The sequence below is a fragment of the Nocardia sp. NPDC047648 genome (assembly GCF_040642815.1).
Lineage (GTDB): Bacteria > Actinomycetota > Actinomycetes > Mycobacteriales > Mycobacteriaceae > Nocardia > Nocardia gamkensis.
Genome location: NZ_JBEYSX010000019.1, coordinates 1 through 22,789, shown reverse-complemented (window position 1 = coordinate 22,789; position 22,789 = coordinate 1). Strand labels below are relative to the sequence as shown.

Below are 22,789 nucleotides of genomic sequence, written 5' to 3'. Positions count from 1 at the left end.
ACGACGAATGCGTGACATCGACCTTCCGCTGCCCCTGGCGCGGGCGATACTGAATCCGATCTTCCGGGTGACGCTGAACAAGCGGTTGCCGTTCACGATGCAGCGCAGGCTGCTCGACGTGAGTTCACGAGCGCAGCTGTTGCCCGCGGGCGCCGTCGTGCAGCCCCTGCGCCTGGGCGGCAGGCCCGCCGAGCGGATCGGCTTCGCGGACACCTCCGAGCACGGCGCGGTTCTCTATCTGCACGGAGGCGGATACGCGGTCGGCTCGCCCGCGACGCACCGCTCGCTGGCGGCCCGGCTGGCGCGGGACACCGGGTGCGCGGTCTACGTGCTGGACTACCGGCTGGCGCCGGAGCACCCCTTCCCCGCCGCACTGGAGGACGCCGAAGCGGCGTTCCTGGAGCTCGTGGCGAGTTCGGGTCTGCGGCCGGATCAGATCGCCGTCTCCGGCGATTCCGCGGGCGGTGGACTGTCGCTCGCGCTCGCGCAGCGCCTGATCGCCCGGCACGGGCAGACCCCGGCCGCGCTCGGTTTGATCGCCCCATGGGCCGACCCCAACGAGATCCCGGAGCGGGAACGCGATCTGGTGATCAACAGGCCCTGGTCACGAGCCTGCGCGGCCGCCTACCTGGGCGACGGCGACGGGGCCGACCCGGCCTACGCCCCGCTGACCGGTGAACTGCGCGGCCTGCCGCCCACCTACGTGCAGGTGGACGTCAGCGAACTGCTGCACCGCCAGTGCGTCGCGCTGGTCGCCGCCCTGCGCGAGGCGGGCGTACACGTCCGCTTCACCGAGAGCAAGGGCTTGTGGCACGTCGCTCAACTGCAGGCCGCGCTGGCCGGGCCCGCGGCGGCCGCGCTGCGCGAACTCGCGGAGTTCCTGCGCGAAGCCATTCAACCGGCGGACCTGCGCGAACTAGGATGAAATCCGAGCGGGTCCCCAGCCTGCGGTGATGTACGGAGGCGATTCCGGTGGTCGACCTCACGGCCCGCGCGCAGGTGTCGTAGATTACTGGCGAGTAAACCCACGTGGAAGGGCACTGATGCGAGAGTTCGAAGTCCCGGCTTCCTACACCATTCCGGATGACGCGAACAATTCCGACAACGTCTTCCGCCACGCCGAGCAGTCACCGGACTCGGTGCTGTTCAACATGCCGAACGGCAGTGGCGGCTGGCGGGATGTCACCGCCGCGGAGTTCGCGAAAACCGTCACCGGGGTGGCGAAAGGCCTGATCGCTTCGGGGCTCGAACTCGGCGATCGCGTCGCCATCATGGCCCCCACTCGCTACGAGTGGGCCGTCCTCGATTTCGCCATCTGGGCCGCGGGCGGCTGCACCGTCGCGATCTACGACAGCTCCGCCGCCGAGCAGGCCAAGTGGATCCTGCAGGACTCGGCCACCAAGCTGCTGATCCTGGACAGCGACAAGCACCGCAAGGTGATCGACGAGATCGAATCCGGGTCGCTGCCGGATCTGCGGGAGACCCTGCAGATCGACAAGGGCGCGCTGGACGAGCTGATCACCCGCGGCGCCGAGCTGGACGACCAGGCCGTGCACGAGCGCCGCGCCCAGGTCGGCGCGCAGTCGCCCGCCACCCTGATCTACACCTCGGGCACCACCGGCCGCCCCAAGGGCGTCATGCTGACCCACGCGAACCTGTACGCGGAGTCCAAGTCCGACCGGATCGCGCTGAACAAGTACGTCACCGAGGGCAAGAAGACCCTCATGTTCCTGCCGCTGGCGCACGTCTTCGCCCGCGCCGTCGCGCTGGCCGCGTTCGACGCGAAGGTGATCGTCGCGCACACCGCCGACTGGTCCACCCTGGTCGAGCAGTTCGGCAGCTACCAGCCGCACTTCATCCTCTCGGTGCCGCGAGTGTTCGAGAAGGTGTTCAACAGCGCCAAGCAGAAGGCGCACGACGGCGGCAAGGGCAAGATCTTCGACGCCGCCGCCGATACCGCGATCGCGTGGAGCGAGGCGCTCGACAACGGCGGACCTGGCATCGCGCTGAAACTGAAGCACGCGCTGTTCGACAGGCTGGTCTACAGCAAGCTGCGCGCCGCGCTCGGCGGTCAGTGCGAGGCGGCCGTCTCCGGCGGCGGCCCGCTCGGCGCGCGACTGGGTCACTTCTTCCGCGGCGTCGGCGTGACCATCTACGAGGGCTACGGTCTCACCGAGACCACCGCGGCCATCGCCGTGAACACCCCGGAGCGGATCCGGGTCGGGTCGGTCGGCCGGCCGATCGAGGGTCACGCCGCCAAGATCGCCGAGGACGGCGAACTGCTGCTGCGCGGCTCGGTCGTGTTCAGCGGCTACTGGGGCAACGCGGACGCCACCGAGGACGCCTTCGAGGACGGCTGGTTCAAGACCGGTGACCTCGGCGCCATCGACGGCGACGGCTTCATCACCATCACCGGCCGCAAGAAGGAGATCATCGTCACCGCCGGTGGCAAGAACGTCTCCCCCGCGCTGCTGGAGGATTCGCTGCGGGCGCACCCGCTGATCAGCCAGGTGATGGTGGTCGGCGACGGTCAGCCGTTCATCGGCGCGCTGATCACGCTGGACCCGGAGTCGCTGCCCGGCTGGAAGGAACGCAACAGCCTGCCCGCCGACACCCCGATCGAGAAGCTGATCGAGAACCCGGATCTGATCGCCGAGGTGGACGCGGCGGTGGCCGAGACCAACAAGAAGGTCTCGCACGCCGAGCAGATCAAGAAGATCCGTCTGCTGACCATCGACTGGACCCAGGAGACCGGCGAACTCACCCCGAAGATGTCGCTCAAGCGCGCGGTCGTGATGAAGCAGCACGCCGACGACGTGGCGAGCATCTACAACTGAGCTGATCGCCGCGAGGCGCTGTCCGCTGTTCGCGGACAGCGCCTTTCGCGTAATCCAGCTGGTTCCAGTGCCCGGCCACCCCATTCGAGCGCGCCGCGACCACGACCGCATGCACCGCTGGCGAAATCGCCGGATCGGAGCTCGTCGGCGATCGAGCGTCGATGAGTGTGGCCGACCGGGTCAGCGGTTGCGGCGGCCCACCCGCAGTAGTCTCGATGCCATGGCCGATCTGCGACTGCGCGTGCCGGCCGGGATGGTCTCGGCAGGCCTGACGCTGGGCGTGGCCGAACTCCTCGCGGCTGTTCTCGATCCCGGCAGCGCGCCGCTGCACATCCTCGGATCGGCGGTGGTCGACCACACGCCCGACGGGTTGCGGGAATGGGCCATCACCACCTTCGGCACCAACGACAAGGCCGCGCTGTACCTGATCATGGGCGTGATCACCGTGCTGGTCGCCGGACTGGCCGGTGCGATCGAACGGACCGGCCGAGCCGCCGGTTCGTGGTTGTTCGTGGTGTTCGGGGTGGTCACGGCGTGGGTGGCGGTGACGCGTACCGGTCTGTCCGGCGCGTTGCCGACAGTCGTCGGCGTTGCCGCGGGTATCTACGCGCTGCGCGCGCTGACCCGTCGCATCGATGCGGCCGTCGAGAAGTCCTCTGGCGACAGCCGAACCGGCGCGACGCCGCCGACCGGCGACTCCGATGTGCCGACCGAGACCGATGGGTCGGCGTCCACCCCTGGCGGTGGAAATCGGGGGAGTTCCGGACCTGCGTCCGATGTCGACGAGACGTCCGACGCCGCAGCGGGCACCGTTTCGCCTAGGGATGTGCCTGGAACTCCCGCGAGCACGAAAGCTCCTGACGCACAACAGCACGAAGCAAATCCGGCTGTAGTGACAAACGCGACCGCACCGGCAGCGGGGGCATCCAGCGCTACCGGGTCGTCCTCGCCGGTGGCCGACACCAACCGGTCCCGCGCTGCGGAGCGCAGGCAAGTCTTGCGGGGACTTCTGGTGGTCGGCGGATCAGCCGTGGTCACCGGAGTCGGCGGTCGCGTGCTCGGTGCCCGCCGCAGCGACGTATCCGGCGAACGCGCCGCGGTGCGGCTGCCGGAGCCCTCCGCCCCGGCCGAGCCGGTCGCGCCCGGCGTCGATCTCCGCGTACCCGGGCTCACGCCCTATCTGACCCCTAACGACGACTTCTACCGGATCGACACCGCGCTGATCGTGCCGCAGGTTTCCAAGGACGGCTGGTCGCTGCGTATCCACGGCATGGTCGAGCGCGAGATACGGCTCGACTGGGCGGATCTGGCGAATCGTCCGGTGGAGGAACACCTGGTCACGCTGGCCTGTGTGTCGAATCCGGTCGGCGGCGACCTGATCGGCAACGCGCGCTGGCTCGGCTACCGCGTGGATCGGCTGCTGGCCGAGGCGGGCCCGCACCCCGACGCGGACATGGTGCTCTCGCGCAGCGCCGACGGCTGGACCGCGGGCACTCCGCTGGCGGTGCTCACCGACGGACGCGACGCCCTGCTCGCGATCGGCATGAACGGCGAACCCCTTCCGGTGCAGCACGGTTATCCCGCCCGGTTGGTGGTGCCCGGGCTCTACGGCTACGTCTCGGCCACCAAGTGGGTAACCGAATTGGAAGTCACCCGCTTCGACCGCGCCACCGCGTATTGGACGCGCCGCGGCTGGTCGGCACTCGGCCCGATCAAAACCGGCACCCGCATCGACACTCCCCGCGCCCGCGGCCGCCTCCGGTCCGGCCGCGTCCCCATCGCCGGTGTCGCGTGGGCCCAGCACCGCGGCATCCGCGCGGTGGAAGTCCAGATCGACAACGGCCCCTGGCAGCAGGCCCGCCTTTCCGAAGAACAGTCCATCGACACCTGGCGCCAGTGGGTCTTCGACTGGGACGCCACCTCCGGCCCGCACACCGTCCGCGCCCGCGCCACCGACGGCTTCGGCGAAACCCAAACCGCCGACCGCCGCGACGTGATCCCCGACGGCGCCACCGGCTACCCCTCGGTCACCGTCAGCGTAGGTTGACTTGTCTTTCGGACGGGCCGCGAAACAGCAGGCAATGAACACCTGTCGACCGGATAGGATCGGGCGAGTCCGGTAGTCGTCGGCCGTTCGAGGAGGGGTCCATGTCCGAAATTTTGGATTGGGCGCGCGAAGAGAACCTACAGCCGGCGCCGATCACGTTGGAGATCTGGAAAAAGCTCCCCGAAGATTTCTGCCGCTTGGTGGAGGTGGTGAACGGCGAAGCCATTCGGGCAGAGTCGCCTACGAGGCCACATCAAAAGTCCGCCCGCAGGATAGCCGACTTCATCGAGACCGCTGCCGAAGCTCATCTCAGCCGTCACCGTAGTGGATGCTTGGACGTCGATATGGACTTCGACGTGCTGCTCTGGGAGCTGCCCAGGATGACGATTCGGCGGCCGGACGTCGCACTGTTCGATTGCGCTCCACCAGAACTTCGGCCGTTGCCCGCCTCCATGGTCAAACTGGTGGTCGAAGTCGTCTCACCGGGCACCGAGCGTGTGGATACGGCCGACAAGCTCGCGGAGTACGCGCTCGCCGGGATCCCGTGGTATTGGATTGCCTGGGTGTCGAACAATCGCGTGGATTCGATCGAGGTATACGTACTCGATCATGTGCTCGGCCAATATCGACCACATATGAAGCTGGAGCCCACCGAATCGCCGACCGTGATCGATGTGCCGTTCGAGATCAAAATCGACTGGACCAGACTCGATATGCTGGCACGCTGATGCCCGCCCGGAGTGTTATCCGGACGGGCGTCACCGGACGGGTCAACTGCTGAGATCGGCCTTCGCGCGTTCTTGCTCGGATTGCGCCGGGGCGGATTTGCCGTGGCGGATGAACAGCACCGAGGCGGCGACGCCGATGAGCAGGATGGCGGAGGGCAGCAGGGTGGACTGGCTCAGCGCGGTGCTGAAGGAATCCTTGACGAACTCCGGGATGGGGCCCTGGCCCGCGCCGCCTTCGGCGACCTTTCCGCCGCCCAGTCCGTTCGCCGTCATCCGCGCCGCCACCAGGGCGCTGATCGCCGCGCTGCCGAGCACCGAGCCCACCTGGCGGGTGGTGTTGTAGACGCCCGCGCCCGCACCGGCCTGCTGGACGGGCAGGTTGTGGGTGGCGGTGGACGCCAGCGGTGCCCAGATGCAGGCGTTGGCGAAGCCGGCCAGCGCCGCGGCCACCAGGAACCAGGCCAGCGACGAGTGCGGTTCCATCAGGGCCGCGAACCAGAACACCGACAGCGCGAACAAGCCGAAGCCGACGGTGGGCACGATCCGCGGGTGCAAGCGGTCGGCGAACTTGCCGACCAGCGGGGCCGAGAAACCAGTCACGATCGCCATGGGTGCGAAGACCAGCGCCGACTTGGTCGGCGACAGCTCCCGCACGGCCTGCAGGTAGAAGTACGTCGGCACCATCAGGGAGGTCACCGCCGCCCCCATCGCGGCGATCGCGGCATTGGACAGCGCGAAATTGCGGTCGCGGAACAGGCTCAGCGGCAGCAACGGCTCACCCTTGGTCTTGGCCTGGTTGACCAGGAAGACCGCGAGCACCACGATGCCCGCCCCGATCAGCAGCCAGATGCGCAACGACCAGTCGTAGCTGTTGCCCTCCTGGATGCCGAACACCAGCAGGAACATGCCGACGCCGCTGAGCAGCACGCCAGGGATGTCGAACTTGTGCTCGCGGGTCGGCAGTGCGGGCACCAGCCAGACCGCCAGTGCGAAGGCGACGACGCCGACCGGGACGTTCACGATGAAGATCCACTCCCAGCCGAGACCGTCCACCAGCACGCCGCCGAGGATCGGGCCGACCAGGGTCGCCAATCCCGCGACGCCACCCCACAGGCCCATGGCGGCGCCGCGCCGGTCCGGCGGAAAGGTCCGGGTGATGACGGCCATGGTCTGCGGCGTCATCAGTGCGGCGCCGATGCCCTGCGCGGCGCGGGCCGCGATCAGCATGCCGATGCTGCCGGACAGACCGCACCACAGCGACGCCGCGGTGAATACCGCCAAGCCGATCAGATAGATGTTCTTGGGGCCGAATCGGTCGCCCAGCCGTCCGGTGACCAGCAGCGGCACCGCGTAGGTGAGCAGGTAAGCGCTGGTCACCCAGATCACCTGCGAGATGTCGGCGTGCAGGCTGGTCATGATCGCGGGATTGGCGACCGCGACGATCGTCATGTCCAACAGGATCATGAAGAAGCCGACAACCAGCGCCAGTAGCGCCGGCCACGGATTACGTTGTGTGGACATCTGTTTCGTTCCTAACTCGGATTATCCGAAAAATTCGAGACGGGTTTCGCCACGCCGCCGGGGGGCACCGGTGGCGATACCGCGGAATCAGGGCCGTCGTGGGCGGAGCGCGTGCCGGTCACGGGGTCGAAGTTCTCCCATTCGATTGCGCCGCCGGCCAATTCGGCGGTGAACTCCTCGACCCAAGCGAGTTCGGCGGCGAGCAGAGCCCGCAGATAGGGCAGGGCGATCCAATAGCGGCGGGGGACGACGTGCTCTTGCGCCCAGGCGCTCAGCATGTCGGTGTCGGCCAGGTCGGTTTTCAGTACGCCGATTCGTTCGCGCAGCAGCGCGAGCACCTCCGGCTTGGGCAGATTGTGCAACTCCCCCAGCGCCACCGGGAAGATCGGATACTCCGGAACGGGACGTCGCACGATCTCGGCGATCCGGTTGCGCAGCGCGTCCCTGCCGCGCCCGGTGATCCGGTAGGTGGTGCGCTCGGGCCGGTTGCCCGCCCGGTCGACGCCCTCGGCGCGGACCAGTTCCAGCTCGGCCAGCCGGGACACGGTGTGGTACAGCGAACCGGGCCGCACCTTGACCAGCTTGTCCTCCCGCCGGGCGATCAGCGTCTGGAACATCTCGTACGGATGCATGGGCCGCTCCTCGAGCAGCGCGAGCACGGCGATGGCCAGCGGCGTCACCGGTGGATGCGCCTGCCCTTGCCCCATGCGGGGTCACCTCCATTGCTGATTCGTCTCGGCCGCCGTCGTTCGGCACGCTATCGCCGGGCGCCGACATGCTCCGCGCTAAATATTCCACGTGGAATATACGGCCCGGAACAGACTGCGGACAAGACGGATCGACCCGTGATGAGCCACACAATCCCCCGGCCTCGCGTATCGCGTTCCCGATTACCTCGCGGATACACGACGAGAGGCCACCGAGACGTCAGTTCTCGATGGCCTCTCGATTTCAGCTCCGGCCGAAGGTCGACACCGTTGGCAACCTGTCCAGCGCCGTTGCTGTCGGAAGACCGGAGATGAAGCGTTGTTCGCCAGGACCGATAGAAGGCCCGATTGCCACACTATGCCGCGACTCACAGCGGTGGCAGTGTCGGAGCCGACATCTATCGCTCGATTCCCGACAGCACCCGCGAGCGGTCGGACGGTTCGGGAGAAAGCGAACCGCCGCACACGCCAGGCTGGAGACCTCGCGACTACAGCGCGTGCTTGTCCAACCAAGCACGCGCGAGGTCACCCGGCGCAGCGCCGTCCCGGACGCTGCGGATCATGTCCGCCAGTTCGTCGGTCGTCAGCTCGCCCGCGACGTAGTTCAGCTTCTTGATCTGCCGCTGGTCGAGCAGACCTTTGCGGAACAGCGGCAGCACGTTCTCGGCGCGCACGGCGTAGTCGTCGTCGGCCAGCACGGCCAATCCGTCGGTCGCGCCGGGCGTCAGCTCAGGGGGGCCACCGAGAAGACCGACTTGAACACGTCCGTCCAGCAACGCCTTCCGTAACGCGGCCGGATCCGGGAAGGCCACGGTGGCCGCGAAGTCGCACCCGTCGACGCGCTCACGCCCGGCGGAAGGCAGCAGGCCCGGCGTGGTCGCCACACCGACGGTCAGCCCGCCGCAACGCGGTGCGAGATCGCCCACCGTCCGCACCTTGTCCTGGGCCGCCGCCTGCGCGGTGAGCAGCAGCCGCGGCCGCAGATCGGCGCCCTCGGCACGATCGGAGACCACCAGCCCTTCGGGCAGCGCGGCGCTCACCGCCTTCACCACCTCTTCGGGGAGCCGAACAGTCGCGTGTTCGTCGAGGTGGGCCAGCAACGCCCCGGTGTGCTCGCCGACCACCTGAACCCGGTCGGCGTCGAGTGCCGCGAGGTAGTCCGCGCGGTTGCCCAGCCCCGGGGCGACCGCGGTGCGCGCGCCGGTGCGCGCCAGCGCGCCCGCGTAGATCTCGGCGAGCACCGACGATTCGATCGAATCACCCGCGGCGACGGTGATCGACGGCGCCGGCTCGTCGTTCCCGCAGGATACGGCCAAGGCGACCGAAGCGACGACCAGCAACCGAGCCAGCACCCGCTGTGACGCGGCCAACACCATCCGGCGACACCAACCCTCCGACGAATCGACACAGCCAACGGGAAAACCCGGAAGCGGGCAGTATGGACACCCAGAATGTACCGGCGGCCGTTCGGTGCCGAGCCCGCGCCCGCCGTCCTGTCGGAAGGACTCTCGTGAAATCCACCCGCACCCCCGACGCCGACGCGCGTCGGCGGCCCGCCGTGCGCGGCACGTTACGCGCCGCCCGCGTCCTCGCCGCCGCAGCCGCTCTCGCCGCCGCGATGATCCTGTCGGCTTGTGGCAATTCCGATCCGCTCGCCACCGGCGGCAGCTGTTCGGGAGACGGATTGATCGTCGGTTCGGCGAATTTCCCGGAGTCCGAGACCGTCGCCAACGTGTACGCGGAGGCGTTGCGCGTCAACGGCTTCACCGTGGACACCAAGCTGAATATCGGCAGTCGCGAAGCCTACATTCCGGCGTTGCGGCAGTGCGCCATCTCGGTGATCCCCGAGTACACCGGCAACCTGCTGCAATACCTGGACAAGAACGCCACCGCCACCAGCGCGGCCGACGTGGAGAGCGCCCTCGGCAAGGCCCTCGGTTCCGATCTCGCGATCGGCGTGCCCGCGCCGGGAGAGGACTCCGACGCCGTCGTGGTCACCCGCGCCACCGCGCAGCGCTGGAATCTGAGCACCATCGCCGACCTGGCCGCGCACTCGGCCGAGGTGAAGTTCGGCGCCCCCGCCGAATTCCAGGAGCGAGCGGGCGGATTACCCGGTCTGAAGAAGAACTACAACCTCGACATCGCGGCCGACAACTTCGTGCCGATCGCCGACGGCGGCGGTCCCGCCACGGTGCGCGCGCTGGTCGAGGGCAAGGTGACCGCGGCCGATATCTTCACCACCTCACCGGCCATCGCGCAGAACGATCTCGTGGCGCTGCGCGACCCGAAGCACAACTTCCCCGCGCAGAACGTGGTGCCGCTGCTCAACGCGAACAAGAAGTCCGACAAGGCGCTCGCGGTACTGAACGCGGTCTCGGCGCAACTGACCACCGACGAGCTGCTCCGGCTGAACGAGGCCGTCTCCGGGGCGGCCAAGACCGAGCCCAAAGCCGCCGCCGCGGCCTGGGTCGCCGCCAAGGGGCTGAACAAGCCGGTGGGCTAGGAGGGGAATCCGTTGTCCGATATCGAATTCTCCGGTATCAGCAAGACCTATCCGGACGGCACCCACGCCGTCACCGGCTTGGATCTGCGCATCGAATCGGGGTCGTTCACCGTGTTCGTCGGCCCTTCCGGCTGCGGGAAGACGACCTCGATGCGAATGATCAACCGCATGATCGTTCCGAGTTCGGGGACGATCACCATTGCCGGACAGGACATTTCGACAGTCGATCCGGTCCGGCTCCGGCTCGGGATCGGGTACGTCATCCAGAGCGGCGGCCTGCTGCCGCACCGGACGGTCGTCGACAATGTCGCGACCGTTCCGGTGCTGCGCGGCGACTCCCGGCGCGCGGCCCGCGCCGCGGCGCTCGAGGTGCTCGACCGGGTCGGCCTGGATCGCGCACTGGCCCAGCGGTATCCGGCGCAGCTGTCGGGCGGCCAGCAGCAACGCGTCGGCGTGGCCCGCGCGCTGGCCGCAGACCCGCCGGTCCTGTTGATGGACGAACCGTTCAGCGCCGTCGACCCGGTGGTGCGCGCCGAATTGCAGATCGAAATGCAAAGGCTCCAGGCCGAATTGCACAAGACGATCGTGTTCGTCACGCACGACATCGACGAGGCGATCACGCTCGGCGATCGGGTGGCGGTGTTCGGTCCCGGCGGAGTGCTCCAGCAGTACGACCCGCCGCAGCGCCTGCTCGCGCAGCCCGCCACCGATTTCGTCGCCGACTTCGTCGGCCGTGATCGCGGTTATCGCGGGTTGTCCTTCCGGGCCGCGGACGACGTTCCGCTGCACGAGATCCGCACGGCGGTGGCGGACGAGGTGAAGGAGCTGCGGCTGGACGCGGGCGAATGGGTGCTGGTGGTGGACGCGGCGAACAAGCCGGTCGGCTGGATGGACGTCACCGGGGTCGAAGGGTTCCGCGCGGGTCGCGCCCTGGCCGACAGTATGTCGGCGGGCGGCTCGCTGTTCACCCCGTCCGGTGACCTGCGCCAAGCGCTGGACGCCGCGATCTCCTCGCCCTCCGGAACGGGCGTGGCCGTGGACGACTCCGGCGCCGTGCGCGGTGGCGTGCTGGCCACCGAAGTGCTCGAGCAGCTGGCCGGCCAGCGCGCACGGGAGGACGCCGAACGCAACCGCCACTTCTTCGAAGAACAGGTGCGATAGGCGGCCATGAGATACCTCGTCGAGAATTTCTCGGAGATCATGGGATTCACCGCGACCCATCTCTATCTCGCGCTGGTGCCGCTGCTGCTGGCCTTGGTGATCGCGATTCCGGCCGGTGCGCTGGTGCGGCGGGTGTCGTGGCTGCGCCGGGTCACGCTGACCGCCGCGAGCCTGGCCTACACCATCCCCTCACTGGCACTGCTGGTGATCATTCCTCCGCTGGTGGGCATCTCGGCCATCGATCCGCTGAACGTGGTCATCGCGCTCACCATCTATTCCACGGCCCTGCTGGTGATCGCGGTCCCGGCCGCCCTGGATTCGGTGCCCGTCACCGTGCTCGACGCGGCCGATGCCGTCGGCTACGGCCCGCTGCGCCGCACGCTCACCGTGGACATGCCGCTGGCCGTGCCGGTCTTCGTATCCAGCCTTCGGGTGGTGCTGGTGACCAATATCGCGATGGTTTCGGTCGGCGCGCTGATCGGCGTCGGCGGGCTCGGCAAGCTGTTCACCCAGGGCTACCAGCGCGATTACCCGGACGAGATCATCGCGGGCGTCATCGTGACGCTCGCGCTGGCGCTGATCGCCGACCGGGCGGTGTACGCGCTGGGCCGCTGGGCGACGCCGTGGGTGCGCGCGGATGCCAGGACGGCGAAGGCGAAAGGCGCTGCCACATGAATCTGTTCCTCGACGCCTGGCACTACTTCACCGACGGCGCCAACTGGAGCGGTCCGTCCGGCATCGGTACCCGGATCGTCCAGCACCTCTGGTACAGCTTCCTGACCATCGCCGTCTCGGCGGTGATCGCGGTACCGCTCGGCCTGATCATCGGCCACACCCGGCGGGGGGCGGCGGTGCTGGTCGGGTTCGCCAACGCCATGCGCGCGCTGCCGACCCTCGGCCTGCTGACGTTCCTGGTGCTGCTGCTCGGCCTCGGCCTGGTCCCGCCGCTGCTCGCCCTGGTCACGGTCGGCATTCCGCCGCTGCTCGCGGGCGCGTACGCCGGCATCGCGAACGTTCCCGCCGACGTCGTGGACGCCTCACGCGCCATGGGCATGACCGAACGGCAGATCCTGTTCCGGGTGGAGGTGCCCAACGCGCTGCCCATCCTGCTCACCGGGCTGCGCGGCGCGACCCTGCAGGTGGTGGCCACCGCGACGATCGCCGCCTACGTCAACCTCGGCGGGCTGGGCCGGTACATCTTCGACGGCATCAGCCTCTACCGCTACGACCGGGTGCTGGTCGGCGCGCTGCTGGTGGCCGTGCTGGCGATGGTGCTGGACGGCCTGCTCGCGCTCGCGGTGTGGGCGAGCGCGCCGGGTGTGGACCGGTTGCGCCGCGCGCCACGCCCCGTGGCCGCACCCGCTGCCGAGTTGCAGACCACCGGCTGATCACGGCGAACACCGCACCTACGACAAGGACGCCCCGTTCGATATGAACGGGGCGTCCTTGTAGCTGCGTGAGGATGCGCGTTACGCGACGCCCTCGGCGCGGGCAGCCGCGGCGACCGCCTCGGCGACGGCCGGGGCGACCCGCGGGTCCAGCGGGCTGGGCACGATCTTGTCCGGACCGAGTTCGTCGGCGACGACGCTGAGGATCGCGTCGGCGGCGGCGATCTTCATGCCCTCGGTGATCCGCCGGGCTCCCGCGTCCAGCGCGCCCTTGAAGACACCGGGGAACGCCAGCACGTTGTTGATCTGGTTCGGGAAATCGCTGCGGCCGGTGGCCACGATCGCGGCGTACTTGCGCGCCACCTCGGGGTGGATCTCCGGGTCCGGGTTGGACATGGCGAACACGATCGACTCCGGCGCCATCGACGCGATGAGCTCTTCGGCGATCAGACCGGCGGACAGGCCGAGGAACACGTCGGCGCCCGCCAGCGCCTCGGCCGCGCCGCCGGTGAGGCCGCGCGGGTTGGTGCGGGTGGCCAGTTCGGCCTTCACCTCGTTGAGGTCGCCGCGCTCGCGGTTGACGATGCCTTTCGAGTCGAGCACGGTGACGTCGCGGACACCGGCGGCGAGCAGGATGTTCGTGCACGCGACACCGGCCGCGCCCGCGCCGGACACCACGACCTTCAGGCCCTCGATGCCGCGGCCCTGCACCTTGGCCGCGCCGTTGAGCGCCGCGAGCACCACGATGGCGGTGCCGTGCTGGTCGTCGTGCATCACCGGGCAGTCGAGCGCCTCGATGACGCGCTTCTCGATCTCGAAGCAGCGCGGCGCGGAGATGTCCTCCAGGTTCACCGCACCGAAGCTCGGGCGCAGCAGGATCAGCGTCTCGACGATCGCGTCGACGTCCTTGGTGTCCAACACGATCGGGATCGAATCCAGGCCGGCGAACTTCTTGAACAGCGCCGCCTTGCCCTCCATGACCGGCAGCGAGGCGCGCGGGCCGATGTCGCCGAGGCCGAGCACGGCGGTGCCGTCGCTGACCACGACCACGAGCCGATCGGTCCAGGTGTAGCGCTTCGCCAGCGCCTCGTCCTCGGCGATCGCGCGGCTGACCTGGGCGACGCCCGGGGTGTAGGCGATCGACAGATCACGCTGGGTCTCCAGCGGCGCACTGAGTTCGACCGAGAGCTTGCCGCCGAGATGTCCCGCGAAGATTTCGTCGTTTGTGATTTCGGACAGGCTTGCGGTGGAATTCGGTGCATCAGTCACAGGTGACACGATTTCACTCCTGCTCAGGTCGGGCTAAACCGGGGGACGGTTACCACTGGGTAATGGGTATAAGTCGTTTCACTACGCTCATCGAGTGCGCTGACCGGTATGTTTCGAGACGGATGCGAGCGGGCGAACACGACTTGCCGGTATCTCGATGGCGGGCGCGGCACTGATCCGCGAAACAGAACCGGACGGGTGGGCCCGGACAGAACATGCGGTGCGATCTCGCGGGTCGCGACGGTACGTCGGCGAGGCGGAGACCTCCGTGATTCCCTCACCCGGCGGTGGCGTAGGTAAGGAATCCGACACATTCTGCCAGTCCGATGGGCAAGTTGCCAAACCGGTTACCCCCTGGGCCGTGTCGCGCTCCATCACCCAACGGTAGGAGGCGGGAATTACCTTCAGGTAAGCGGAAACTCCCCGTTCACGAGCCCGGCGCGGTGAGTGATCGCACCGCTCGCGGCAGTGCCGGTGTGAGTCCCGCGCGGCGGCGGACGGGCGTGGCCACGGTAGCGCGAGCGAAGATCATGCCACGATATCGCGAGGCTGCTCCGGCAGGCTCGGCGGCGCGTCGGGGCGCACCCACACACTGCGCACGCCACCCGAGATCAGCCGCATCCGCCAGGTATCGGACGCGCCGGGATGATCGGTCCTGCGGTGCATGCCGCGGCTCTCGGTACGCATGAGCGCGCTGTATTTCGTCCAGCGCGCCACCGCGAGCAGTGCGGCGGCCTGCCGGGCGCGCAGCAGATCCACACCGTTACCGCCGAGGTCGAATTCCGCGCCGGGCCACATCCCGTCGAGTTCGCCGATGCTGTCGCGCAGGCTGCCCGCGCTGCGCCAGTAGCTGCGCCGCAACGGCAAGGTGTGCTCCTGGACGAGGCCGACCACCGCCCGGGGGTCGATCCGCGCCACAGCGTTCAGCCCGGCTCCCGGCACCTCGCGCGCCGGGGCGCGGCGATCCGAGGTCCGCGCGAACTTCGCCGCGGCGGCGCCCGCCCATACGCCCGACGCGATCGCCCACGCCCCGCTCAGTCCGCCGGATCCGCTCACCGCGCCGGTGATCGCCTCGCGGCTGACGACGTCGCCCGCCGCGAACAGGCCCGCGACGGTCGTCGCGCAATCCGGCCCGGTGACGCGCAGCCCCCCGGTGCCGCGCACGGTGCCCTCCAGCACGGCCCGCAGCGGCACCCGCGTGGTGCGGTCGACATGGCCTTGGTGCGTCGGCCCGGGTCGGCAGGCGAACGGCGCGTCGTCCAAGGCGGCGAATACGCGCTGTCCATCGGCGATGGCCGCGAGCGCCGCCGAGCGATGGCCGGGCAACTCGGCGCCGGATTCGTCGTAGAGGGGGGCGGATCGCGAGGAGAAACCGTGGAGCGCGGCCTGCTCGGCCTTGTCCGGCGAGATCAGGCCGTAGGCGCAGGAGAATTCCATTCCGGACAGCTCGGCGCCCGCTTCCGCGGCGAACAACAGGCCGTCGCCGGTGTCGACGTCGGTGCCGGCGGCGCCGGACAGGAACGCGCAGCCTCCCGTGGCCACCACGACCGCGCCCGCACGCACGCTCCAGCGCCGGAACCCCTCGTGCCCGCTCAGTCCGCCCGCGCCCGCCACCACCCCTTCGCGATCGACCAGCAATTGCACCGCGGGATGATGGTCGAGTACGCGCACCCCGGCTTCCCGCAGCACGCGGCGCATCCGCCGCAGGTAGCGGGCACCGTCCAGATGCATCCGCCGTCGCGCCGCGTCACCGGCGACGCGACTACCCCACCGCGCGAATTGCTCGACTCGCTGATGGGTCTCCTCGAGCACGCGGTGCATCAGGTCAGGATCTCCCAGCCCACCGCCGTGCGCGTGCGCGCGCCGCACCGCCTCCTCCCGCGCCGGACCGGGCGGGATGTGCCACAGGGAGATCGCGCCGCGCGCGGTCGGCCCGCTCGAGCCGCAGTGCGCCTTGTCGACGAGCACGACGGTGGCGCCCGCCGCCGCGGCCGAGACGGCCGCCCAGGCACCGGCGGGACCACCGCCGATTACCAGTACATCCGTCTCGAGTTCAGTCACAAAGAAAAATGTTCCGGCACAATTCATCCGCCCGCAACCAATGCCCGGAAATCAGCTCCACCATTGTGTCCACAGCAATAGCCCAGCAGCCAGAAAAACGATCATGGATGCGGCGCAGGCGGCCACCCCGCGGTGCCGGTCCGAATATATCTGCGCCGCGAGGGCGACCACCGCGGCCGCGACATGCCAGGTGACCGATTCTCCACCGGGACCGGGGAAGCCGCGCCGATCCGCGAGCACAGCGGCGCCGACGACGACCAGCATGCCCACCACGGTGCCCCCGGCGACGATGCCGCTGAGTCCGCGCAGAAGTCTCACGGGGTGACCACCGGCACGCCGGACGCCTTGCCGACCAGCTTCTCGAACTGCGCGGGATCGGTGGTGTAGTCGCCGAGCCGGATGGTCTTGTTCGTACCGTGGTAATCCGACGAACCGGTGGTGAGCAGGCCGAGTTCGGCGGCGAGATCGGTGAGCACCGCGCGGTCGGCCGCGGAGTGGTCGGGGTGCGCGATCTCCAGGCCGCCGAGCCCGAGCGCGGCCAGCTCGCGGATGTCGTCGAGCGCGAGCAGCCTGCCCCGCTTGCGCGCCCTGGTGTGCGCCAGCACGCTGACCCCGCCCGCGGTGGCGATCATCTGCACCGCCCGGCGCAGCGGGGTATCGGCCTTCTCGGCGTAGTAGCGGCCGTGCGGGGCGAGCAATTCGTCGAACGCCGCGTCCACGCTCGGCACCACACCGGCGGCGACCAGCGCGCGGGCCAGGTGCGGTCGCCCCGCCGATGGACCGGCCGAGGCGAGCACGGCATCGGGATCGATCGGCAGTCCGTCGGCGGCCATCCGCTCGGCCATGGCGCGCAGCCGCTCCACCCGTTCGGCGCGCAGCCGCTCGCGTTCCTCGGCGAAGCCGCGATGGGCCGGGTCGAACAGGTAGGCCAGCAGATGCACGGGCACCGGCCAGCCGTCCTCGCCGAGGCCGACACACGACATCTCCATGCCGCGGACCAGCGTCATGCCCGCCGGTAGCGCGTCGACCGCTTCGGCCCAGCCCGCCGTGGTGTCGTGATCGGTGATCGCGACGACGTCCAGGCCCGCGGCGGCCGCGTTCCGCACGAGTTCGGCCGGGGTGTCGGTGCCGTCGGACGCGGTCGAGTGGGTATGGAGGTCGATGCGCACGCCTTCAAGTCTTACAGTGCGGCGGCGTCGTCCCGCACCCGCAGGCGAGCTTCCGGCAGCCTGCGGCGACGTAGCATCGTCAAGGTGCCGTCCTTTTCTCCGCTCTCCTCACTCCGTGGATCCAGCCGAACGCCCGCACAGCGGTTCATCCCGGTTCCGACGGCGCAGGCGATCGTCGACTGTGCGGTGTACGTGGACGGCAAGCGCCTGCCGGGGCGGTTCACCCACCAGGCGGCACTCGCGCGAGCCCGCGAGGAGCGGAACGGATTCGTCTGGGTGGGCCTGCACGATCCCGACCAGACCCAGATGAACGACATCGCCGAGACGTTCGGACTGCACCAGCTGGCCACCGAACACGCCCTGCAACGGCATCAGCGGCCGAAGCTGGAACGCTACGACGATTCGCTGCTGCTGGTGCTGCGCACGGTCAGCTACGTCGAGCACGAAATCGACAGCGTCAGCGAGATCGTGGAGACCGGCGAGATCATCGTGTTCACCGGCCCCGACTTCGTGGTCGCCGTCCGGCACGGGGAGCATTCCGGACTCGCCGAGGTGCGCAAGGCATTGGAGGAGGACCCCGCGCAGCTGGCGCTGGGGCCCGGCGCGGTGCTGCACGCGATCGCCGACCGGGTGGTGGACTCCTACATCGAGGTGGCCCAGTCGGTCGAGAACGACATCGACGAGATGGAAGAGGAGATCTTCACCCCGCGCAGCAAGGTCACCGTGGAATCCATCTACCAGCTCAAACGAGAGGTGGTCGAGTTGCGGCGCGCGGTGAATCCGCTCGGCGCGCCGCTGGAGTTGCTCAGCCACAAACCGGATCTGCCGGTGCCCAAGGAGGTCCGGCGTTATCTGCGCGACGTCGCCGAGCATCACGCCGCCGTCGCCGAACGGATCAACGACTTCGACGAGGCGCTCAGCGCGCTGATCAGCGCGGCGCTCGCCCGGATCGGCGTGCAGCAGAACACCGACATGCGCAAGATCTCGGCCTGGGTCGCGATCGCGGCGGTGCCGACGATGATCGCGGGCATCTACGGGATGAACTTCGATCACATGCCCGAACTGCACCAGGTCTGGGGTTATCCGATGGTGTGGGTGCTCATCCTCGCCATCTGCACGGGCTTGTTCTTCACCTTCCGCCGCAACAAGTGGTTGTAGCCGGGCGACGGATCACAAGCTGGCGGCGCCGCGCCTCGGGTCGCGCACATCGATCCCCGCCTCCTGCCACGCCTCCCGCAACGCCTGCGCGCCGCGAACGCGTACCCACGCCGCCTCCGTCGCGGTCACCGGCGTCACCGCGAAGTACCGCACCGGCTCGGCCGGGTCGGGCAGCGACACGGCCGGAATGTCGCTGTCGCCGAGCAGAACCGCGGTGAACGGCGCGTCGCGCCACATCGGCTCACCCAGATCCAGCAGCGCGTCCGCTTGCAGCACAACGCCTTCCACGACCGGAGCCGCGGCGAGCACGCCGAGCGATTTGGCCAGGCCGGAGCTGGCGCCGACCCTGGACCGCAACGTCAGCACCAGCTCGGCGCGCGGGCCGCGCACCGGGTCGGCGTGCACCGCGGCGGGATCGCCCATCGGATGCCTACTGGCGCCGAGCGTCACGTAGTGCACCAGATCGTCCTCGGCGATGCGCAGGATCTCGATCGGCTCCAAGCCCAGGAAGGTGACCGACGCGGCGTCGACGTGCGCGGCCTGCACCCCGAAATGGCCCAGCACCTCGGTGCGGACCGTCTCCAGTACTTCCATGCCTCAGATCGCCAGCCGCGCGAGCATGTCCCGAGCCTGTTCGGCCGACTTCGGATCGCACAGCACGTCATAGCGGCCTGCCACCAACTGCATGGTGGAGGCGAAATCGCGCTGGCCCCTGGTGGCCGCGTACGGGATCGAGGTCGAGATGACGCCGAAGATGACGCCGCCGATCAAGCCGACGAGCAGCGGACCCAGCGCGCCGCTGGTGGTGAACAGGCTCAGCAGCAGACCGAGGAACAGGCCCAGCCAGGCGCCCGACACCACGCCGCCGCCGATCACCTTGCCCCAGGTCAGCCGATAGAGGACCCGCTCGACCTGCATCAAGTCGACGCCCACGATGGTCACGTCCTGCACCGGGAACTGGTTGTCGGCCAGGTAGTCGACCGCCTTCTGCGCCTCGACATAGGTCGGATACGAGCCGACCGGCCAGCCCGACGGGGGTGTCGGGAGGCCCTGCCGCGCACGGCTCGAGTTCCCCAAGGGATTCGTCATGGTTCCATTCTGCTATTCCGACGCATCCCGCGGTGGTGTGAAACGCGTGGTGCGCGTCATTCCGGCGGCACGGCCCTTCTCCGCGATCACGTGCGCCATCTTGGCGCTGGCCTCGTCGATCATCTCGTCACCGAGCATCACCGCGCCGCGTGCGCCGCCCGCCGCCGAGGTGTGAAAGGCATAGGCGTCGAGGATCTCCTCGGCACGGTCGTAGTCCGACTGGCGCGGGCTGAAGATCTCGTTCGCCGCCTCGATCTGTCCGGGGTGCAGCACCCATTTGCCGTCGAATCCGAGCGCGGCCGTGCGCGCCGCGGCCCGCCGGAAACCCTCCACATCCCGGATCTGCAGGTACGGGCCGTCGATCGCCTGCAAGCCGTGCGCACGGGCCGCGAGCAGGATGGTCATCAGGATGTGGTGGTAGGCGTCGCCGGTGTCGTAGCCCTCCGGTTGTTCGCCGACCACCAAGGTGCGCATGTTGATGCTGGCCATGAAGTCCGCCGGGCCGAAGACCAGGGTCTGCACCCGGGGGCTCGCGGTGGCGATCGCGTCGATAGCGCGCAGCCCGGCCGCGTTCTCGATCTGCGGCTCGATACCGATTCGCCCGGCGTCGAGGCCGCAGGCCTTCTCCAGCTGGGTCAGCAGCAGGTCCAGCGCGCGCACCTGGCCCGCGTCGGTCACCTTGGGCAGCAGGATCGCGTCCAGCGCCGCGCCCGCGCCCTCGACCACGGAAATGACGTCCGCGTAGGTCCATTCGGTGGTCCAGTCGTTGACCCGCACCACGCGCAGTTGCGTTCCCCACCCGGAGTCGTTGAGCGCCGCGACGATGTTCGCCCGCGCCTCGGCCTTCGCGACCGGGGCCACCGCGTCCTCCAGATCGAGAAACACCTCGTCGACGGGCAAGGTCTTGGCCTTCCCGATCATCTTGGTGTTGCTGCCCGGGCAGGCGAGCACCGAACGGCGCGGCTTCATGATCACTCCCGTCGATCGTGGCGGGGTGCGAACACCCGCCCGCGAACATCTAGCCTGACAGCATGGCAGCTACCAGGGTGTACGTCGCCAGGCTGGCCGGTTTGGCGGTGCTGGGACCGGACGGCGAGTCTATCGGCCGGATTCGCGACGTCGTCGTGGCCGTCCGCTCCGACCGCCAGCAACCGCGGGTGCACGGCTTGGTCGTCGAACTGCCCACCCGGCGGCGTATTTTCGTGCCGATCCTGCGGATCACCGCGATCGAACCCGGCGTGGTCACGCTGAACACGGGAACGGTGAGCCTGCGCCGTTTCAATCAGCGACCCGGCGAGATGCTCGCCCTTGCCCAGATCGTCGACTCGGTGGTGCGGGTCGAGGACCCGGACCTGCCCGATCTGGCGGACGTGGACGTCCACGTGGTCGATCTCGGCATCGAGCAGACCCGTTCCAGGGACTGGCTGGTCAGCCGGGTCGCGGTGCGCGGGCACCGCAGGCTGGGCCGCAGGCGCACGGTGCACGTGGTGGACTGGACCATGGTGTCCGGCCTGACGCCCTACGAGATCGGCAGGCCGGGGCAGGACGTCACGCAGCTGCTCGAACAGTTCGAAGGCATGCGCGCGGCCGACGTGGCGCAGCAGTTGCGCGAGCTGCCGGAGAAACGGCGGATCGAGGTGGCCGTGGCGCTGGACGACGAACGTCTGGCCGACGTGGTGCAGGAACTCCCCGACGACGAGCAGGTCGAGTTGCTCGGTCACCTGGAGGTGCGCAGGGCCGCCGACGTGCTCGAGGCGATGGACCCCGATGACGCCGCCGACCTGCTGGGCGAGCTGCCCGAGGGCGAGGCCGAATCGCTGCTCGCCCTGATGGACCCCCAGGAGTCCGAACCGGTGCGCAGGTTGCTCGAGCACTCCCCATACAGCGCGGGCGGTCTGATGACGCCGAAGCCGATCATCCTGACGCCGTCGACGACGGTGGCCGAAGCGCTGGCGCGGGTGCGCAACCCGGACCTCACCCCGGCGCTGGCCTCCATGGTGTTCGTAGTGCGTCCGCCCACCGCGACGCCGACCGGCCGCTACCTCGGTTCGGTGCACATCCAGCAATTGCTGCGCGAACCCCCCGCCCACCTGGTGGGCGGCATTCTCGACAGCGACCTGTCGCCGCTGCGCCCCGATCTCCCTTTGGCCGCGGTGACCCGGTATTTCGCGACCTACAACCTGGTCTGCGGACCGGTGGTGGACGAGGAGAACCATCTGCTCGGCGCGGTCAGCGTCGACGACGTCCTCGATCACCTGTTGCCCGAGGACTGGCGCGACCAGGAAGAGACCGACGAGCGGGGCGGGGCGTGACCGCGCGTGGCCCCGCTCACGCCCGAAAGGACACACCGTGAGCGAGAACGACCCGGGCGCGCGGCTCGGTCCCAGCAGGGCGCGCCAACGTTTGGAAACACCGGTGGAAAGCCGGTTCCGGTTCGAGTGGGACGCCGAGGCTTTGGCCCGCAGCAGCGAACGGGTGGCGCGATTCCTGGGGACCGGACGGTATTTGGCGGTCCAGACGATCCTGGTGCTGGTTTGGATTCTGCTGAACATCTTCGTGGTCGCCCTGCGCTGGGACCCGTACCCGTTCATCCTGCTGAATCTGGCGTTCTCCACCCAAGCCGCCTACGCGGCGCCGTTGATCCTGCTGGCGCAGAACCGGCAGGACAACCGGGACCGGGTCGCCCTGGAGGAGGACCGGGTGCGGGCCGCGCAGACCAAGGCGGACACCGAGTTCCTCGCCCGGGAACTCGCGGCGCTGCGCATCGCCGTCGGCGAAGTGGCCACCCGCGATTACCTGCGCCGGGAATTGGAGGAACTGAAAGGGATTCTGGACCGAATGGAGTACGGGGAATCCCCTGATCACGAGACCCGAACGGAAAGCGGCGGAAAGGGTGGCCGCAAGAAAAGCTCCGGCCGAAAGCCCGCTCCAGCAGCGGTTTCACCGTCGGGAACCAGTGATCAACCGAAAATACCGAATAAGGACCTGACTGGTGGGTAACCTGGACAACGTTGTCCAGAGTGGCCGGTGCAGGGGTTGTCGCGACGGCTGCTCCCACGACGTCGAGGATTGGGTGTGGCCGAATGCGTGTATCTGCTCCGATAACGGTCTCGGCTTTGGTTGTTGCTGGTGTGGTGGTGAGTGGTTCGGG

21 protein-coding genes are annotated in these 22,789 nt (G+C 68.9%); 11 read left to right on the top strand and 10 right to left on the bottom strand.

Going from position 1 to position 22,789, the window contains the following annotated elements:
- Positions 1-7 precede the first annotated feature (7 nt).
- From ABZ803_RS30565 to ABZ803_RS30550, 4 genes are all read left to right on the top strand, one after another.
- Complete coding sequence (locus ABZ803_RS30565) at positions 8-925, top strand: alpha/beta hydrolase (protein WP_357044608.1); 918 nt, start codon at positions 8-10, stop codon at positions 923-925.
- A gap of 118 nt (positions 926-1,043) precedes the next feature.
- Positions 1,044-2,837, top strand: coding sequence for a long-chain fatty acid--CoA ligase (locus ABZ803_RS30560; protein WP_357044606.1), 1,794 nt, complete (start codon positions 1,044-1,046; stop codon positions 2,835-2,837).
- 220 nt (positions 2,838-3,057) lie between these two features.
- Positions 3,058-4,884, top strand: coding sequence for a molybdopterin-dependent oxidoreductase (locus ABZ803_RS30555; RefSeq protein WP_357044604.1), 1,827 nt, complete (start codon positions 3,058-3,060; stop codon positions 4,882-4,884).
- Positions 4,885-4,985: 101 nt separating this feature from the next.
- Complete coding sequence (locus ABZ803_RS30550) at positions 4,986-5,612, top strand: Uma2 family endonuclease (RefSeq protein WP_357044602.1); 627 nt, start codon at positions 4,986-4,988, stop codon at positions 5,610-5,612.
- Between the two features lie 42 nt (positions 5,613-5,654).
- Here ABZ803_RS30550 and ABZ803_RS30545 read toward each other — a convergent pair whose 3' ends face one another.
- The 3 genes from ABZ803_RS30545 to ABZ803_RS30535 form a co-directional block, all read right to left on the bottom strand.
- Positions 5,655-7,133, bottom strand: a complete 1,479-nt coding sequence (locus ABZ803_RS30545) for a DHA2 family efflux MFS transporter permease subunit (protein WP_357044600.1) — start codon at positions 7,131-7,133, stop codon at positions 5,655-5,657.
- 11 nt (positions 7,134-7,144) lie between these two features.
- Complete coding sequence (locus ABZ803_RS30540; protein WP_357044598.1) at positions 7,145-7,840, bottom strand: PadR family transcriptional regulator; 696 nt, start codon at positions 7,838-7,840, stop codon at positions 7,145-7,147.
- Between the two features lie 488 nt (positions 7,841-8,328).
- Positions 8,329-9,216 (bottom strand): glycine betaine ABC transporter substrate-binding protein, encoded by an 888-nt coding sequence (locus tag ABZ803_RS30535; protein ID WP_357044596.1) that lies wholly within the window; start codon positions 9,214-9,216, stop codon positions 8,329-8,331.
- 242 nt (positions 9,217-9,458) lie between these two features.
- Here ABZ803_RS30535 and ABZ803_RS30530 point away from each other — a divergent pair, with 242 nt between their 5' ends.
- Genes ABZ803_RS30530 through ABZ803_RS30515 form a run of 4 tightly spaced genes read left to right on the top strand, consistent with a single transcriptional unit; the run spans position 9,459 to position 12,892 of the window.
- On the top strand, positions 9,459-10,343 hold the full coding sequence (locus ABZ803_RS30530) for an ABC transporter substrate-binding protein (RefSeq protein ID WP_357044809.1): 885 nt from the start codon (positions 9,459-9,461) through the stop codon (positions 10,341-10,343).
- Positions 10,344-10,355: 12 nt separating this feature from the next.
- Positions 10,356-11,504: an ABC transporter ATP-binding protein gene (locus tag ABZ803_RS30525; protein ID WP_357044594.1), complete on the top strand. Its 1,149-nt coding sequence runs from the start codon at positions 10,356-10,358 to the stop codon at positions 11,502-11,504.
- Between the two features lie 6 nt (positions 11,505-11,510).
- Positions 11,511-12,179, top strand: a complete 669-nt coding sequence (locus ABZ803_RS30520) for an ABC transporter permease (RefSeq protein ID WP_357044592.1) — start codon at positions 11,511-11,513, stop codon at positions 12,177-12,179.
- Complete coding sequence (locus ABZ803_RS30515; protein WP_357044590.1) at positions 12,176-12,892, top strand: ABC transporter permease; 717 nt, start codon at positions 12,176-12,178, stop codon at positions 12,890-12,892. The genes ABZ803_RS30520 and ABZ803_RS30515 overlap by 4 nt, the downstream gene beginning before the upstream one ends.
- 81 nt (positions 12,893-12,973) lie before the next feature.
- Here the strand turns inward: ABZ803_RS30515 and ABZ803_RS30510 are convergent, their stop codons facing one another.
- The 4 genes from ABZ803_RS30510 to ABZ803_RS30495 form a co-directional block, all read right to left on the bottom strand.
- Positions 12,974-14,161 carry an NADP-dependent malic enzyme gene (locus tag ABZ803_RS30510; RefSeq protein WP_174371854.1) on the bottom strand — a complete coding sequence of 396 codons (1,188 nt, stop codon included), beginning with the start codon at positions 14,159-14,161 and terminating at the stop codon, positions 12,974-12,976.
- Positions 14,162-14,689: 528 nt separating this feature from the next.
- Positions 14,690-16,222, bottom strand: coding sequence for an FAD-binding protein (locus ABZ803_RS30505; RefSeq protein ID WP_357044588.1), 1,533 nt, complete (start codon positions 16,220-16,222; stop codon positions 14,690-14,692).
- A gap of 51 nt (positions 16,223-16,273) precedes the next feature.
- Positions 16,274-16,540 carry a hypothetical protein gene (locus tag ABZ803_RS30500; protein ID WP_051175505.1) on the bottom strand — a complete coding sequence of 89 codons (267 nt, stop codon included), beginning with the start codon at positions 16,538-16,540 and terminating at the stop codon, positions 16,274-16,276.
- Entirely contained in the window at positions 16,537-17,391 is an 855-nt protein-coding gene (locus ABZ803_RS30495) for a PHP domain-containing protein (RefSeq protein WP_357044586.1), read from the bottom strand. Before ABZ803_RS30495 ends, ABZ803_RS30500 begins: the two co-directional genes overlap by 4 nt.
- Before the next feature lie 75 nt (positions 17,392-17,466).
- On the opposite strand from ABZ803_RS30495, the gene ABZ803_RS30490 reads away from it, so the two are divergent.
- Positions 17,467-18,549 carry a magnesium and cobalt transport protein CorA gene (locus ABZ803_RS30490; RefSeq protein ID WP_357044807.1) on the top strand — a complete coding sequence of 361 codons (1,083 nt, stop codon included), beginning with the start codon at positions 17,467-17,469 and terminating at the stop codon, positions 18,547-18,549.
- Positions 18,550-18,561: 12 nt separating this feature from the next.
- On the opposite strand, the gene ABZ803_RS30485 is transcribed toward ABZ803_RS30490, so the two are convergent.
- From ABZ803_RS30485 to ABZ803_RS30475, 3 genes are read right to left on the bottom strand one after another with little or no spacing between them, the layout of a single operon-like run.
- The gene (locus ABZ803_RS30485) at positions 18,562-19,143 is read right to left on the bottom strand and encodes a suppressor of fused domain protein (protein ID WP_357044584.1); all 582 of its coding nucleotides are present in this window, start codon (positions 19,141-19,143) and stop codon (positions 18,562-18,564) included.
- Between the two features lie 3 nt (positions 19,144-19,146).
- Positions 19,147-19,638: a general stress protein gene (locus ABZ803_RS30480; RefSeq protein WP_040869460.1), complete on the bottom strand. Its 492-nt coding sequence runs from the start codon at positions 19,636-19,638 to the stop codon at positions 19,147-19,149.
- A 12-nt stretch (positions 19,639-19,650) separates the two neighbouring features.
- On the bottom strand, positions 19,651-20,607 hold the full coding sequence (locus ABZ803_RS30475; RefSeq protein WP_357044582.1) for a CoA ester lyase: 957 nt from the start codon (positions 20,605-20,607) through the stop codon (positions 19,651-19,653).
- 62 nt (positions 20,608-20,669) lie between these two features.
- On the opposite strand from ABZ803_RS30475, the gene ABZ803_RS30470 reads away from it, so the two are divergent.
- Positions 20,670-21,950 carry a CBS domain-containing protein gene (locus ABZ803_RS30470; RefSeq protein ID WP_357044580.1) on the top strand — a complete coding sequence of 427 codons (1,281 nt, stop codon included), beginning with the start codon at positions 20,670-20,672 and terminating at the stop codon, positions 21,948-21,950.
- A gap of 37 nt (positions 21,951-21,987) precedes the next feature.
- Positions 21,988-22,638, top strand: coding sequence for a DUF1003 domain-containing protein (locus ABZ803_RS30465; RefSeq protein ID WP_357044578.1), 651 nt, complete (start codon positions 21,988-21,990; stop codon positions 22,636-22,638).
- Positions 22,639-22,789 lie beyond the last annotated feature (151 nt).

What these genes read in the sequence shown, in the direction of transcription:
- ABZ803_RS30565 (WP_357044608.1), top strand. Translation starts at nt 8, where the DNA reads ATGCGTGACATCGACCTTCCGCTGCCCCTGGCGCGGGCGATACTGAAT.
- ABZ803_RS30560 (WP_357044606.1), top strand. Translation starts at nt 1,044, where the DNA reads ATGCGAGAGTTCGAAGTCCCGGCTTCCTACACCATTCCGGATGACGCG.
- ABZ803_RS30555 (WP_357044604.1), top strand. Translation starts at nt 3,058, where the DNA reads ATGGCCGATCTGCGACTGCGCGTGCCGGCCGGGATGGTCTCGGCAGGC.
- ABZ803_RS30550 (WP_357044602.1), top strand. Translation starts at nt 4,986, where the DNA reads ATGTCCGAAATTTTGGATTGGGCGCGCGAAGAGAACCTACAGCCGGCG.
- ABZ803_RS30545 (WP_357044600.1), bottom strand. Translation starts at nt 7,133, where the DNA reads ATGTCCACACAACGTAATCCGTGGCCGGCGCTACTGGCGCTGGTTGTC.
- ABZ803_RS30540 (WP_357044598.1), bottom strand. Translation starts at nt 7,840, where the DNA reads ATGGGGCAAGGGCAGGCGCATCCACCGGTGACGCCGCTGGCCATCGCC.
- ABZ803_RS30535 (WP_357044596.1), bottom strand. Translation starts at nt 9,216, where the DNA reads ATGGTGTTGGCCGCGTCACAGCGGGTGCTGGCTCGGTTGCTGGTCGTC.
- ABZ803_RS30530 (WP_357044809.1), top strand. Translation starts at nt 9,459, where the DNA reads ATGATCCTGTCGGCTTGTGGCAATTCCGATCCGCTCGCCACCGGCGGC.
- ABZ803_RS30520 (WP_357044592.1), top strand. Translation starts at nt 11,511, where the DNA reads ATGAGATACCTCGTCGAGAATTTCTCGGAGATCATGGGATTCACCGCG.
- ABZ803_RS30515 (WP_357044590.1), top strand. Translation starts at nt 12,176, where the DNA reads ATGAATCTGTTCCTCGACGCCTGGCACTACTTCACCGACGGCGCCAAC.
- ABZ803_RS30485 (WP_357044584.1), bottom strand. Translation starts at nt 19,143, where the DNA reads ATGGAAGTACTGGAGACGGTCCGCACCGAGGTGCTGGGCCATTTCGGG.
- ABZ803_RS30480 (WP_040869460.1), bottom strand. Translation starts at nt 19,638, where the DNA reads ATGACGAATCCCTTGGGGAACTCGAGCCGTGCGCGGCAGGGCCTCCCG.
- ABZ803_RS30475 (WP_357044582.1), bottom strand. Translation starts at nt 20,607, where the DNA reads ATGAAGCCGCGCCGTTCGGTGCTCGCCTGCCCGGGCAGCAACACCAAG.
- ABZ803_RS30470 (WP_357044580.1), top strand. Translation starts at nt 20,670, where the DNA reads ATGGCAGCTACCAGGGTGTACGTCGCCAGGCTGGCCGGTTTGGCGGTG.